This is a genomic window from Palleronia sp. THAF1 (genome assembly GCF_009363795.1).
Lineage (GTDB): Bacteria > Pseudomonadota > Alphaproteobacteria > Rhodobacterales > Rhodobacteraceae > Palleronia.
In genome coordinates this window covers 3,188,781-3,201,732 of the sequence record NZ_CP045420.1, presented here as the reverse complement: position 1 = coordinate 3,201,732, position 12,952 = coordinate 3,188,781, and the positions used below count along the sequence as shown (strand labels likewise).

Here is a 12,952-nt window from a genome sequence, read left to right as displayed (position 1 = left end):
GGGTGCAACTTCATTCTGCGGCCACCCGCAGCTTGGCCTTGCGGCGGATCGGGCGCGCGAACAGCTCGGCCAGATCACCGGCCTGCTCGTAGAAATGCACTGGCGTGAAAACGAGTTCGATGGCCCACTTGGTCGTCAGCCCTTCGGATTCCAGCGGGTTCGCAAGGCCCAGCCCGCAAACCGTCAGGTCGGCGTGGGCGGCGCGTGCACGGTCCAGCTGCTTGTCCACGTCCTGCCCTTCGGAAATCACCGGCCCTTCGGGCAGCAGATCAAGGTCCGGCCCGGTGATGGCGCGATGCAGGAAAGGGGTGCCAACCTCGACCGCTTGCATCCCGCACTCGCGGGTCAGGAAACGGGCCAGTGGGATTTCCAGCTGGCTGTCGGGGAAGAAGAAGATGGACTTGCCGTTCAGCGTTTCGGTCGCGTGGGCGATGGCCCTGCGGGCACGGGCGCGGGGCGCGGCGGTCACATCTTCGAACTGCTCTTTCGACACGCCGAATTCACGGGCAAGCGCGGACAGGAACTGCGTCGTCCCCTCTTCCCCGAATGGCATGGGTGCCGCGATATGCCGTGCGCCGCGACGGATCAGGGCGGCATGCGTTTCACCCAGGAACGGTTGGGTCAGAGCGAAGACAGTATTCGACCCCACGGCAGGCAGATCATCCGCGCGACGGGCAGGCAGCCATCGCACGCGGTCGATGCCCAGACCGGACAGAAGCGCATTCGCCTGATCCTCGACGACGTCGGGCAACGCGCCGACCATGAGCAACTCGCGCTCGTCGGTCGCGGGCAGCGCGGGCACCATCGCAGCGAGGCAGGCGTCTTCGCCTTCGGTGAAAGTCGTCTCGATCCCCGAGCCGGAGTAGTTCAGCACCCGAACATGCGGCGCATGTTCCACCGACAACCGCTCTGCCGCCTTCGCGAGATCCAGCTTGATGACCTCCGACGGACAAGATCCGACGAGGAACAACTGGCGGATATCGGGGCGACGTTCCAGCAGGCGGGCGACTTCACGGTCCAGTTCGTCCTGCGCGTCGGCAAGCCCGGCCAGATCGGTTTCCTCAAGGATCGCCGTTGCGAAGCGCGGCTCTGCGAAGATCATTACACCGGCGGCGGATTGCAGCAGGTGGGCGCAGGTGCGCGACCCGACCACAAGGAAAAAGGCGTCCTGCATCTTGCGGTGCAGCCAGATGATTCCCGTCAGGCCGCAGAAGACCTCGCGCTGGCCGCGCTCTTTTAGAACAGGTGCGTTGCCGCAGCCGCGGGTGGGGGGAAGCTCGGTCATGCTTCTGCCCTCGCCTGGCGCATCTTGCCGACGAACTGCACGGCATTGACGACGTAGATTCCGTAGGCCGCCAGAGCGATCCACATCAACGCGACCGGGCCCACGAAGCCGCCGAACAGAGCAACCAGATAAGCAGTGTGTAGCGCGATGACGGCGAAGCTGACGGCATCCTCCCAATAGAAGGAGGGATGCATAAGGTACTGACCGAACACGACCTTCTCCCAGATCGCACCTGTCACCATGATCGCATACAGGATCACTGTCTTCGCCACGACGGACACGGTCGCGACCGCGTACCCGTCGCCCGTCACAAGGTACCGCAGCACCAGCGCCGCAGAGACGATGAAGACAAGGAATTGTACTGGCGCAAGCACACCCTGCACCAGCGTCCAAGGGGTCGAATCTCGACGCGCGCGCTCTGCTGCGGTGTAGACCGGGCGGCGCGCGGCAGGAGTTTGAGATGGATTGGCTACAACTACTGACATGCCCTGAACCAATCACTGGCCGCGCGAAGTGTCAACTTAAACTTACACCTTGAGGCGGTCGACAGCCTTTCTCGCCGCCGCCTGTCAGATAATTTTGACAAAGCCTCCCCGAACGCGGCATACTCTACCCACGCATCGGTAGGGCCGGGGCGACGTGCGGGGTGTTCGAAACCATGGCATCGCAAGATCCGAAGCCAAAGTTCCAAGCCGAGCGGTCCAGTGAAGTGACCGACCTTGTCGCGCGCGCGCTTGACACGATTGCGCAGCGCCGGGCCCGTGCCGACGCCACATCCGCGAAATGGATCGCGCGTCTGCGTGCCGCCGTGACGACGCCGGACCCGGCAGAACGCGACTCCGCCATATCAGAGATGCGCGCGTCGGGCGTATCCGTGGCGCAGATCTGCGATGTCTACGTCCCCGCCGTCGCCCGCGAATTGGGTGACGAGTGGTGCGCCGATCAGGTCAGCTTCGCCGATGTCACCATTGGCTCGGCCCGTTTGCAGGCGCTTTTGCGCGACAGTGCCCTGTCGGCAGAGGACCCGAACGGGCCCGCAGATGACATAATGGTGATGGTGCTGGCGGATGAGTACCACACGCTTGGTGCGATGGTCCTGACCGGACAGTTGCGTCGCTTCGGCGCGTCCGTCCGACTGGTTCTGGGCCGACCCGCCGAGGAAGTCCGCCACATCGCCACCGATTCTGATTTCGATGTGGTGATGGTCTCTGTCGCGCTGTCGGACGATCTGGGCGCAGTCCATCAGACCATCACGGCGCTGCGCCGCGCCACCGAAGGCAAGGTTCCGCTGATCGTCGGTGGCGGGATCGTTGAGATAGGACATGACGCCGTGATCCGCTTGACCGGAGCGGACCATGTGACAAGCGACCCCCAAGAAGCACTACGATTAGCCGGACATGACGCAACACCATCACGCCACCACTGACCGAACCGAAGGACAAGCAAGCCAGATGACAAGCCGAGGCACACGATATTGGTCGAGCGGGGCGATCCCCTTGATCGGACCAGACGTGCTGGGCAACATCATTGCGGCTGCGTCCGACATTTCGGTGGTGATTTCTGACCTGGGTGAAGTGCTAAGTGTATTGGTGAACCCAGCCCATTCCGCTACCGACACGCTTGGTGGATGGCAGGGGCGTGAGTTCCGCTCGATGCTGACCAGCGAAAGCGTCGAGAAGTTTGACGCGCGACTGGCAGAGCTGAACGCGGGCAACACTTCTCCGCGTCCGCTGGAACTCAATCACCTGCCCGAAACCGGTCTGGCCTATCCGCTGCGCTACAGTTTCCACACCATCGGTCCCGACGGCGCAATCCTGCTTCTGGGCCGCGACCTGAAGCCAGTGGCGCAGATGCAGCAGCAGCTTGTCGAAACCCAGATGGCGCTGGAACGGGACTATGAGCACCAGCGTGAGATTTCGACGCGCATGAAGGTGCTGATGGAGACGACGCGCGATGCGGTCGTCTTCGTGAACGCGCAGACCGGCAAGATCGCCGAGCTGAACGGCAAAGCCGCGCGGCTGCTGAACGGCACGGTCGACGAAATTTCCGGCAGTCCACTTTCGAAGTGGATCGGTCAGGAAACCGGCCCGCTCGACCTGGTGGCCATGTCCGCCAATGCGCAGGACGAAGACGCCGGCCCGATCTCGATCACCGTTCGCGCGGGCAAGCAGATCGTCAAAATGCGTCCGATCGCCTTTCGCGCGGCAGGCGAGCGGCTGGTCCTGTGTCGCTTCGATCAGGACTCCGCCGACGAAGGCCTGAACGACGATTCGATCCGTCTGTCGCAATTGTTCGAGCAGACGTCGGACGGTCTGGTCTTCTGCGACCGCACAGGCCGGGTGACGGCGGCCAACGCGGCGTTCCTGTCGATGGCCGATCTGGACGGGATCAACGTGATCCGGGGCCGCCCCCTGTCCGATTTCCTCGTGCGCGGCGCGGTGGACCTGAAGGTGCTGCTGGACAACGCCAGCCGCAACGGGCGCATCAAATCTTTCGCCACGCGCCTGTCGTCCCCCTTTGGAGACGAAATCGCAGTAGAGGTGTCGGCAGTGCATCTGGCCGATCCGAAGCACCCCGGCTTCGGCCTGATCCTGCGCGACGCCCCCCGCGTCGATCCCGGCCAGACGACGCAATCCGGCACCCCTGTCCGCCCCGCCCGCGATCTTGTGGGCGCCACGACATTGAAAGAGATCGTCGCCGAAACGACCGACGTGATCGAAAAGATGTGCATCGAAACGGCGCTGGAACTCACCGACGACAACCGCGTCGCGGCGGCTGAGATGCTGGGCCTGTCGCGCCAGTCGCTTTACGTGAAGCTGCGGAAGTACGCGTTGCTTGCGCGAGAGGACTAGGCGCGCCACGCTGTTGGTAACGTGTCTGCCGCCCCGGTAATCGGGTCGGTCCCGGGCAGCGGAACCCTTGCGATGCGCTCCGACACGCCATTAAGCAGATCACCGCCCCACAGCGTTTCGTAATCTTGCTGACCGGGCGGATAGGCTCCGACAACTTCAAAACTGTCACGCCCCTCCAGCAAGCAATGCCCGGTTCCGGCCGGTAGGATCAGCGCGTCACCCGCACCGACAGCCACATCGCGCCCGGACGCGCCACCCAGCCGCAAATCTGCGGCGCCCTTGGCCACAGCCAGAACCTCATGGGCATTGGGGTGGAAGTGATGACGATCGAAAACGCTCCACGTCCATAGGCCGGTCCAACCGTTCGCCGCCAATCGCTTGGCCGCATCACCGGGGGGACGGAACGCACCCCGCACCACGATCACCGGCAAATCGGGGTTGTTGGGCACATCGTCGCCCGGCAGAAGGTGAAACGTCTCGTATTTGGTCATCACAGCCAAAACGCCCCGGCGCGACACCGGGTCCCTTGCCTGGGCGCCGCCCTGTACTGATCTTCATCCAATGCAAGACACCGATCCGATCTGCGGCCTGTGCCATCGCCCCATCCCGTCGGGCGTGCCGCAAAGCCTGCATCACCTGATTCCGAAGCTGCGCGGTGGTAAGAGTGGTCCCACCGTTTTGCTCCATCAGATCTGCCACTCGGAAATTCACGCCACGTTGACCGAGGCTGAGCTTGCGCGCAATTTCAACACGCTGGATGCGCTGCGCACGCATCCCCGCTTAGAGAAGTTCGTAGTCCGGGTGTCGAAACGTCCGCCCGCCTTCCGCTCCAAAATCCCGAAGGGTCCGCGCAAGTCCAAGCGCTGACTACTCGCGCACGCTAACGCACTTCAGCCCACCGCTCTCGTCGTCCTTGGCCCAGGCCTCTGACCGGATCAGGCCGCGCGCTTCCGTGAACCGCCGTCCTTCGGCCACCGGCCCTGTCGGCACGCGGCCCATTCCCGGCGTCAGCCGCGCGCGCAGGAAGCTCATGGGGTGGGCGCGCAGCGACAAACGCATGGAGACGTAATCCTCGACCACCTCTTCCCCCGCCGTCATCTCGGGCAGCAAAGCGGCGGGTTCCACGATGCCCTCCCCGTCGATATCCCCACCAAACAAGGGCAAGGGCTTCACACCGCCCAGCGCCTTCGCAGCCCAGATCGCGTCACGGCGCGACAGGCCCAAGGGCGCGAAAGCGTCGGCTTCGGCCAATATGCGCAACGCCTTGGGCGACACGCCCGCCCGACGCCACACGTCTTCCACCCCCGGATAGCCGTTGGCGCGGGCGGCAGCGATCCAGTTGCCCTCGTCTTCCGAAAGCGCCTTGATCTGCCGGAACCCCAGCCGCAGGGCGAGGCCGCCGCGCCCGTCGGGCTCCATCACGTTGTCCCAATAGCTGTCCTGAATGGATACGGGCCGCACCTCGACCCCGTGTTCGCGCGCATCCCGCACGATCTGCGCGGGCGCGTAGAACCCCATGGGCTGCGCGTTCAGCAGGGAACAGGCGAAGATGCCGGGGTGGTGCCGCTTGATCCACGCGGACGCATAGACCAGCAGCGCGAAGCTCGCGGCGTGACTTTCGGGGAAGCCATACGATCCAAACCCCTCGATCTGAGCGAAGCAGCGTTCGGCGAACTCGGCCTCATAGCCGTTGTCGGCCATCCCCTTGAGGAACCGGTTGCGGAATTCACTGATGTTGCCCAGCTTCTTGAACGTCGCCAGTGCGCGGCGCAGACGGTCGGCTTCATCCGGGCTGAAGCCCGCCCCGATGATCGCGATCTGCATCGCCTGTTCCTGAAACAGCGGCACCCCCAGCGTCTTGCCCAGCACCCGGCCCAGCGCGTCCGAGGGGAACGTCACCTGCTCCTTCCCCTCACGCCGACGCAGGTAGGGGTGCAGCATGTCGCCCTGAATAGGACCGGGACGGATGATGGCGACCTCAATCACCAAGTCATAGAAGGTCTTGGGCTTCATCCGCGGCAGGAAGTTCATCTGCGCCCGGCTTTCCACTTGGAACACCCCCAGCGAATCCGCCCGGCTTAGCATCGTATAGGTTTCCGGGCATTCGGGCGGCAGGGTGGCCAGCGTGTAGTCCAGCCGGTGGTGCCGCTCGATCAAGTCGAACGCCTTGCGCAGGCAGGTCAGCATCCCCAGTGCCAGAACATCCACCTTCAGGATACCCAGCGCGTCGATGTCGTCCTTGTCCCAGCAGATGATGGTGCGATCTTCCATGCTGGCGTTTTCCACGGGCACCAACTCGTCCAGCCGCCCTTCGGTGATGACGAAGCCGCCGACGTGCTGGGACAGGTGGCGCGGGAAGCCGATGATCTGGAAGATCAGGTCCATCGTCTGGCGCAGGCGCGGGTCGGCACTGTCCAGCCCGATCTCGGCCATGCGGTGCGTCTCTAGCCCGTTGACGCCGAAGAACCCCCAAAGCTGCGACGACAGCGCCGCCAGCGTATCGTCGGACAGCCCCATCGCGCGGCCCACTTCCCGGATCGCACGCTTGCCACGATAGTGGATGACCGTCGCGCACAGACCCGCACGGTGGCGACCGTAGCGTTCATAGATGTGCTGGATCACTTCTTCCCGACGCTCGTGTTCGAAATCCACGTCGATATCGGGCGGCTCGTCCCGCGCCTCTGACACGAAGCGTTCGAACACCATGGTGCCGATCTCGGGGCTGACGGAGGTGACGCCCAGGCAGTAGCACACCACCGAGTTCGCCGCCGACCCGCGCCCTTGGCACAGGATGTTACGAGACCGCGCGAAGGCGACGATGTCGTTCACAGTCAGGAAGTAGGGCGCGTAATTCAGCTTGGCGATCAGATCGAGTTCGTGCGCCAGAAGCGTGCGCACATGCTCGGGCGCGCCGCTGGGATAGCGCCACTTCAGCCCCTCGCGCGCGAGCCGTTCAAGGCGCTGGTCTGCGGTCTCGCTTTCCGTCGCCTCGGAAGGGTATTCGTAGCGCAGCTCGCTCAGGCAGAAAGTGCAGCGCGCGGCCACCAGCGCCGCGCGTTCAAGGGCCGAGGGATGCCCAGCGAAAAGCCGACGCAGTTCATACGGCCCGCGCAGCCGCTGTTCGGCGTTCGCCAGCGCCGCCCGCCCCAGCGCATCGACACGCGTGCCGGTGCGGATTGCGGTCAGCACATCGGCCAAGCGGCGGCGGCTGCCGTGGTGCATGACGGGCCGTCCACTGGCCACCGTCGGCACGCCCAGATCGGCGGCGATGCGGGTGGTCCGGTCGAACCGCGCAGGGTCTTCGCCGTCGTAGCGGGGCGACAGAACAAGGCTGCACTGGCCGGGATGCGCCGCGATCAGCCGAGCGGCCTGCTTTTGCCAATCGGGCGGGCCGCCGGGGTGGATCAGCAGCTCTGCACCCTCGCCCCATTCGATCAGATCGGGCAGGCGCAGCGCACACTCACCTTTCTTCGCCCGCCGCCGCCCCAGCGTCAGAAGCCGCGACAAGCGCCCCCACGCGGTGCGATCACGGGGCAGGTAAGTGACTGCAAACCCCTGATCCGTAACGATCCGTGCGCCCGGCACCAAGCGAGGCACCGTCGTCACGTCAGCACTCGGACCAGCGGAGAGATGCGCGGGGCACGGCGGCCCGATGGGATCAGACGCCAGCCGCGTCGCTACCTGCCGCCGCAGTTCCTTGATGCGCACGAAGGCCCGCACGATCCCGGCGACAGAGTTCTCATCCGCCACCGCAATGGCCTTGATCCCCAGTAAAGCCGCCCGATCCACGTATTCCTCGGGGTGCGAGGCACCCGTGAGGAACGTGAAGTTCGAGGTGATCGACAGCTCGACGGTATCGGGGCGATTCGACATACCCCAGCATGTTCTATTTTTGTTCTTATGTGGAGTCGCGAAAAAGGGTGTTCGCGCGCGCTTTGCCGCCTTACCCATGGGCAAAGACAGACCGGGACAGACATGCAGATCGACCCTACCCCCCTTTCAGGCGTGCTTCTGATCACGCCCAAGCGCCATGGCGATCACCGGGGATTCTTCGCTGAAACCTACTCTGCGCCTGCGTTCGCGGCGGCGGGGATCGACACCATGTTCGTGCAGGACAACCACTCGCTGTCGGCGCAAGCGGGCACCGTGCGCGGCCTGCATTTCCAAGCCCCGCCCCGCGCTCAGGCCAAGCTGGTGCGCTGCGGGCGTGGCGCGCTGTTCGACGTGGCAGTAGACATCCGGCGGGACAGCGACACATACGGGCAATGGTTCGGCGCGGAACTATCGTTCGAGAACGGGCGGCAACTGCTGATCCCGGCAGGCTTCGCCCACGGCTTCATGACGCTGCAATCCGCCACTGAAATCGTCTACAAGTGTTCGGACACCTACGCACCCGAGACCGAGGGCGCGCTGTTGTGGAACGACCCCGCGATCGGGATCGAGTGGCCGATGGACGTGACGCCTGTGATCTCTGACAAGGATGCCGCCGCCTCCGGATTGGGCGATTTCACCAGCCCCTTCGGTTCGCCATGAAGATCCTTGTCACAGGCGGCGCGGGTTTCATCGGATCGGCGGTCGTGCGGCTGGCCGTGGCGCAGGGGCATGAGGTCGTGAACCTTGATGCGCTGACCTATGCGGCGTGTCTCGACAACGTAGCGAGCGTGGCGGATGCGCCGGAATACAACTTCGAGCACGCCGACATCCGCGACCGCGCGGCGCTGGACCGCATCTTCGCGCAGCATACCCCAGACGCCGTCTTGCACCTTGCCGCCGAAAGCCATGTGGATCGATCCATCGACGGGCCCGGCGCGTTCATCGACACCAATGTGACCGGAACTTACACACTGCTTGAAGCTGCCCGCGCCCATTGGACCACCAAAGGCAAACCCGACAGCTTTCGCTTTCACCACGTGTCTACCGACGAGGTGTTCGGCTCGCTCGGCCCAACGGGTCTGTTCACGGAAAGCACACCCTACGACCCGCGCAGCCCCTATTCGGCGTCCAAGGCCAGTTCGGACCATCTGGTGCGCGCGTGGCATGAGACCTACGGGCTGCCGGTCCTGCTGACGAACTGCTCGAACAACTACGGCCCCTACCACTTCCCCGAAAAGCTGATCCCGGTGGTCATTCTGAACGCGCTCGCGGGCAAACCGCTGCCGATCTACGGGCAAGGCGCGAACGTGCGCGACTGGCTGTATGTGGAAGACCACGCCACAGCACTTTTGCTGGTGCTGGAAAAGGGAGCGGTAGGGCGTAGCTACAATATCGGCGGGCACAACGAACGCTCGAACCTCGATCTGGTGCGGTCGCTCTGCGCGATCCTCGATGCCAAGCGGCCCGCCGCACAGCCCTACGCCGACCAGATCACCTTCGTTGCCGACCGCCCCGGCCATGACGCGCGCTACGCCATCGACGCGTCGCGCATCCGGGATGAGCTGGGATGGACGCCCTCGGTAACGCTGGAGGAGGGGTTGGAGCGCACAGTGGACTGGTATCTTGCGAACGAGGACTGGTGGCGCGCCCTGCAATCCCGCGAAGGCCTCGGCATGCGGTTGGGAGCAGGCGGATGATCCTTGTTTTCGGACGCACGGGGCAGGTAGCGACGGAACTGGGCAAACTCCCGGACACGCTCTGCCTTGGCCGCGACCAAGCCGACCTGACCGACCCCGCCGCCTGCGCCGCCGCCATCCGAACCCGTATGCCTGCCGCCGTCATCAACGCGGCCGCCTACACGGCGGTCGATGCGGCAGAGACCGACGCCGACACCGCGCGAATCGTCAACGCCAAGGCTCCTGCAGTCATTGCGACCACCTGTGCCGAGCTCGGCGCGCCGCTGGTGCACCTGTCGACCGATTACGTCTTTGATGGCAGCGGCGACCGGCCGTTCCCATCAAATGCACCCACCGGACCATTGAACGTATACGGCTGTACGAAATTGACCGGAGAGGATGCGGTGCGAACCGCAGGCGGGACCTACGCACTCCTGCGCACATCCTGGGTCTTCTCTGCTCATGGTTCCAATTTCGTGAAGACCATGCTGCGGCTAAGCGAGACCCGCGACACGCTGAACATCGTTGACGATCAGATCGGCGGGCCGACCCCGGCAAAAGCCATCGCTACGGCCTGCCTGACCATCGCCGAGGCGCTGATCGCAGACCCGCGCCGTAGCGGCACCTACCACTTCACCGGCGCGCCGGATGTGTCCTGGGCGGACTTCGCGCGCACGATCTTCGCCGAAGCCGGGAGACGCACCAACGTCACCGGCATACCAACCACCGAGTACCCGACACCTGCGCAGCGCCCGCTGAACTCGCGGCTCGACTGCTCGACCACCGAAACCACATTCGGCCTGCCGCGCCCCGATTGGCGCGACGCCCTCCCCGCCATCCTGAAGGACACCACATGACCCAACGCAAGGGCATCATTCTTGCAGGCGGCACCGGCAGCCGTCTGTTTCCGATCACCATGGGCGTGTCGAAGCAGCTGCTGCCGATCTACGACAAGCCGATGATCTACTATCCGTTGACGGTCCTGATGCTGGCGGGCATTCGCGACATTGCCGTCATCACCACCCCGCAGGACCGCGACCAGTTCCAGCGCACCTTGGGCAACGGCGCGCAGTGGGGCGTGTCGCTGACGTATATCGAACAGCCCTCTCCCGACGGTCTGGCGCAGGCCTACCTGCTGGCCGAGGGTTTTCTGAGCGGCGCGCCCTCTGCGATGGTGCTGGGCGACAACATCTTCTTCGGTCACGGCCTGCCGGAAATGCTGGCAGCGGCAGATCAACGCGCCAAAGGCGGGACGGTCTTTGGCTACCACGTCGCCGATCCGGAACGGTACGGCGTTGTGGGCTTTGATCAGGATGGCAACGTGACCGAAATCGTCGAGAAACCAAGCACCCCCCCATCCAACTTCGCGATCACGGGGCTCTACTTCCTCGACGGCACCGCCCCCGAGCGCGCGCGCGCCGTCACACCGTCCGAACGGGGAGAACTGGAGATCGTCACCCTTCTGGAAAGCTACCGTACCGATGGTGCGTTGCAGGTCGAGCAGATGGGTCGAGGCTATGCCTGGCTGGACACCGGCACCCATGCGTCGCTGCTCGATGCGGGGAACTTCGTGCGCACCCTGACGGATCGGCAGGGATTGCAGTCCGGCAGCCCGGAAGAGGTCGGCTATAGGCAGGGATGGATCACTCGCGAAGAGTTGATGGCGCGCGCAAAGATGTTCGAAAAGACCGAATACGGGCGTTATTTGCAGGCCTTGTGACGATCACAGGCGGCGACACACCGCCCAGCCGCTTGATTTTTCCTCGCAAGGGACAGCGGCGGACGGTATCGCGGGCGCAACCAAGGGCCCGAATCCCAAACCACGAGCACATCCATGTCCCCGATACGCGCGTTTGTCATTCTGATCTCGCTTCTGGCGCTGTCCGCTTGCGGTCAGAAGTCGAAGTTCCGCACCTATGATGGCCCGCAGGTCACGCGCGTCGTCGTCTACAAGGCGGAACGAGAGATGTATCTGCTGCACCATAATCGGGTGCTTGAAAGCTACGACATCGGGCTGGGTTTCGCGCCAGAGGGCGACAAGAAGATCGAAGGCGACGGACGCACGCCGGAAGGCGATTACCTGATCGACCGGCGCAATCCGAACAGCCGCTACCACCTGTCGATCGGCGTCTCTTACCCGAATGACGAGGATCGCGCCGAAGCAAAGGCGCTAGGCAAGCCGACAGGTGGCGACATCTTCATTCACGGACGTGGGCCGCGCTACCAGAAGGGTGCTCCCAGGGATTGGACATGGGGCTGCATCGCCGTGACGGATCGCGAGATCGAGGATATCTACGCCATGGTTCAGAACGGGACGCCGATCAGCATCTATGCTCAGAAGCCCGTCGTCGTAGCCGCCCCTGCCGCTGAATTGGCGGCAGGCGATGCCGTAGTGGTCCAGCCGACACCCGCGCCCGACGCGCAGGTCGCGCCGCCGTCGCCCGCACCAAGCGACGTGATGCCCATGGATCAGTTGCCGGTACTTTCTTTGGGACCGGACGGCGCGCCGCTAGCGGCGACGCCCGTGGCTGACGCTCAGTAGATCAGCGACCGGCGGGTGGCGCGACGGCGGCTGTCGCCGCGTTGTTGATCGCCGCGGCGCTGCGATTGCCCGTCACCATCGTCCACCAGATCTTGCCCGACGCCTCTTGGAACCAGGAAAAGCCCAGGTCGGTCGCCTGAGGATCGGTGATGATCGTGCGCGTCTCCGGCGTTTCCATCCAAGCGGCGAGCGTCTCAAGCTCTGTCTCGAACGTCTCGCTGATGTTTTCGCCCAGCAGGCGCCCACCGTACCCCACGCGCCGCACGCGATCGAGCGGCGACGAGCCGTCGGAACCGAAATGCCACGGACGGTTCTGCACGCTCATATCGCGGGCGTGGGTCGCGGCGGCGGCGTTGAGCGAAGCGTTGAAGGCCACTGGCGGCGCGCCGGCGGCCTGCCGCAGCGCGTTCATGCCATCGAGGAACCGCAACTGCACCGCATCCTCGGTGCCCGGCTGGATGCGATAAACCTGCTGCCCACCCGGCGCCATCGCCGGAGTAGTCGGACCAACAGCAGGCCCGCCACAGGCGGCAAGGCCAAGGACGACAGCAGAAACAAGGACGGGACGGATCATGGGCGGCAGCGCTCCGGTTCGGATCGCCAAGGGCTTAGCGACATTGCCTAAGCGGTTCAATCTTTGCCCACAGTAGACATAAGCAAGACCACGCTTGCGTGATTTGCGCGGTGCCGGCCAAATCGCTATATTACGATCAAAACGGAAACA

At 64.4% G+C, this 12,952-nt stretch carries 13 protein-coding genes; 8 read left to right on the top strand and 5 right to left on the bottom strand.

What is annotated here, in order from left to right; all coding sequences use genetic code 11:
- Positions 1 to 10 precede the first annotated feature (10 nt).
- Together FIU81_RS15995 and bchF are read right to left on the bottom strand one after the other, a co-directional pair.
- On the bottom strand, positions 11 to 1,285 hold the full coding sequence (locus FIU81_RS15995) for a ferredoxin:protochlorophyllide reductase (ATP-dependent) subunit N (protein WP_124110099.1): 1,275 nt from the start codon (positions 1,283 to 1,285) through the stop codon (positions 11 to 13).
- On the bottom strand, positions 1,282 to 1,770 hold the full coding sequence (gene bchF / locus FIU81_RS15990; protein ID WP_124110100.1) for a 2-vinyl bacteriochlorophyllide hydratase: 489 nt from the start codon (positions 1,768 to 1,770) through the stop codon (positions 1,282 to 1,284). The genes FIU81_RS15995 and bchF overlap by 4 nt, the downstream gene beginning before the upstream one ends.
- 173 nt (positions 1,771 to 1,943) lie before the next feature.
- On the opposite strand from bchF, the gene FIU81_RS15985 reads away from it, so the two are divergent.
- Positions 1,944 to 2,711, top strand: coding sequence for a B12-binding domain-containing protein (locus FIU81_RS15985; protein WP_124110101.1), 768 nt, complete (start codon positions 1,944 to 1,946; stop codon positions 2,709 to 2,711).
- 70 nt (positions 2,712 to 2,781) lie between these two features.
- Positions 2,782 to 4,137: a transcriptional regulator PpsR gene (ppsR, locus tag FIU81_RS15980; RefSeq protein WP_254695947.1), complete on the top strand. Its 1,356-nt coding sequence runs from the start codon at positions 2,782 to 2,784 to the stop codon at positions 4,135 to 4,137.
- On the opposite strand, the gene FIU81_RS15975 is transcribed toward ppsR, so the two are convergent.
- On the bottom strand, positions 4,134 to 4,628 hold the full coding sequence (locus FIU81_RS15975) for a cupin domain-containing protein (protein WP_124110102.1): 495 nt from the start codon (positions 4,626 to 4,628) through the stop codon (positions 4,134 to 4,136). The two genes, ppsR and FIU81_RS15975, sit on opposite strands and share 4 nt — an antisense overlap.
- Before the next feature lie 70 nt (positions 4,629 to 4,698).
- On the opposite strand from FIU81_RS15975, the gene FIU81_RS15970 reads away from it, so the two are divergent.
- Positions 4,699 to 5,004 carry an HNH endonuclease gene (locus tag FIU81_RS15970; protein ID WP_124110103.1) on the top strand — a complete coding sequence of 102 codons (306 nt, stop codon included), beginning with the start codon at positions 4,699 to 4,701 and terminating at the stop codon, positions 5,002 to 5,004.
- On the opposite strand, the gene FIU81_RS15965 is transcribed toward FIU81_RS15970, so the two are convergent.
- Positions 5,005 to 8,010: an error-prone DNA polymerase gene (locus tag FIU81_RS15965; protein ID WP_124110104.1), complete on the bottom strand. Its 3,006-nt coding sequence runs from the start codon at positions 8,008 to 8,010 to the stop codon at positions 5,005 to 5,007.
- A 102-nt stretch (positions 8,011 to 8,112) separates the two neighbouring features.
- On the opposite strand from FIU81_RS15965, the gene rfbC reads away from it, so the two are divergent.
- The 5 genes from rfbC to FIU81_RS15940 all read left to right on the top strand — a co-directional run bounded on the left by rfbC (position 8,113) and on the right by FIU81_RS15940 (position 12,228).
- Positions 8,113 to 8,670: a dTDP-4-dehydrorhamnose 3,5-epimerase gene (gene rfbC / locus FIU81_RS15960; RefSeq protein WP_124110105.1), complete on the top strand. Its 558-nt coding sequence runs from the start codon at positions 8,113 to 8,115 to the stop codon at positions 8,668 to 8,670.
- Positions 8,667 to 9,707 (top strand): dTDP-glucose 4,6-dehydratase, encoded by a 1,041-nt coding sequence (rfbB, locus tag FIU81_RS15955; protein ID WP_124110106.1) that lies wholly within the window; start codon positions 8,667 to 8,669, stop codon positions 9,705 to 9,707. The genes rfbC and rfbB overlap by 4 nt, the downstream gene beginning before the upstream one ends.
- A complete protein-coding gene (gene rfbD, locus FIU81_RS15950) occupies positions 9,704 to 10,543 on the top strand; it encodes a dTDP-4-dehydrorhamnose reductase (RefSeq protein WP_124110107.1) in 840 nt (279 codons plus the stop codon). Before rfbB ends, rfbD begins: the two co-directional genes overlap by 4 nt.
- On the top strand, positions 10,540 to 11,406 hold the full coding sequence (gene rfbA, locus FIU81_RS15945; RefSeq protein WP_124110108.1) for a glucose-1-phosphate thymidylyltransferase RfbA: 867 nt from the start codon (positions 10,540 to 10,542) through the stop codon (positions 11,404 to 11,406). The genes rfbD and rfbA overlap by 4 nt, the downstream gene beginning before the upstream one ends.
- 114 nt (positions 11,407 to 11,520) lie before the next feature.
- Entirely contained in the window at positions 11,521 to 12,228 is a 708-nt protein-coding gene (locus FIU81_RS15940; protein ID WP_124110109.1) for a L,D-transpeptidase family protein, read from the top strand.
- Between the two features lies 1 nt (position 12,229).
- Here FIU81_RS15940 and FIU81_RS15935 read toward each other — a convergent pair whose 3' ends face one another.
- Positions 12,230 to 12,802, bottom strand: a complete 573-nt coding sequence (locus FIU81_RS15935) for a CAP domain-containing protein (RefSeq protein ID WP_124110110.1) — start codon at positions 12,800 to 12,802, stop codon at positions 12,230 to 12,232.
- Positions 12,803 to 12,952: the final 150 nt, after the last annotated feature.

Excerpts from the sequence above, each read along its gene's own strand:
- bchF (WP_124110100.1), bottom strand. The coding sequence starts at position 1,770 with ATGTCAGTAGTTGTAGCCAATCCATCTCAAACTCCTGCCGCGCGCCGC.
- FIU81_RS15970 (WP_124110103.1), top strand. The coding sequence starts at position 4,699 with ATGCAAGACACCGATCCGATCTGCGGCCTGTGCCATCGCCCCATCCCG.
- FIU81_RS15935 (WP_124110110.1), bottom strand. The coding sequence starts at position 12,802 with ATGATCCGTCCCGTCCTTGTTTCTGCTGTCGTCCTTGGCCTTGCCGCC.
- rfbD (WP_124110107.1), top strand. The coding sequence starts at position 9,704 with ATGATCCTTGTTTTCGGACGCACGGGGCAGGTAGCGACGGAACTGGGC.
- FIU81_RS15975 (WP_124110102.1), bottom strand. The coding sequence starts at position 4,628 with ATGACCAAATACGAGACGTTTCACCTTCTGCCGGGCGACGATGTGCCC.
- rfbB (WP_124110106.1), top strand. The coding sequence starts at position 8,667 with ATGAAGATCCTTGTCACAGGCGGCGCGGGTTTCATCGGATCGGCGGTC.
- FIU81_RS15985 (WP_124110101.1), top strand. The coding sequence starts at position 1,944 with ATGGCATCGCAAGATCCGAAGCCAAAGTTCCAAGCCGAGCGGTCCAGT.
- FIU81_RS15940 (WP_124110109.1), top strand. The coding sequence starts at position 11,521 with ATGTCCCCGATACGCGCGTTTGTCATTCTGATCTCGCTTCTGGCGCTG.
- rfbA (WP_124110108.1), top strand. The coding sequence starts at position 10,540 with ATGACCCAACGCAAGGGCATCATTCTTGCAGGCGGCACCGGCAGCCGT.
- rfbC (WP_124110105.1), top strand. The coding sequence starts at position 8,113 with ATGCAGATCGACCCTACCCCCCTTTCAGGCGTGCTTCTGATCACGCCC.
- FIU81_RS15965 (WP_124110104.1), bottom strand. The coding sequence starts at position 8,010 with ATGTCGAATCGCCCCGATACCGTCGAGCTGTCGATCACCTCGAACTTC.
- FIU81_RS15995 (WP_124110099.1), bottom strand. The coding sequence starts at position 1,285 with ATGACCGAGCTTCCCCCCACCCGCGGCTGCGGCAACGCACCTGTTCTA.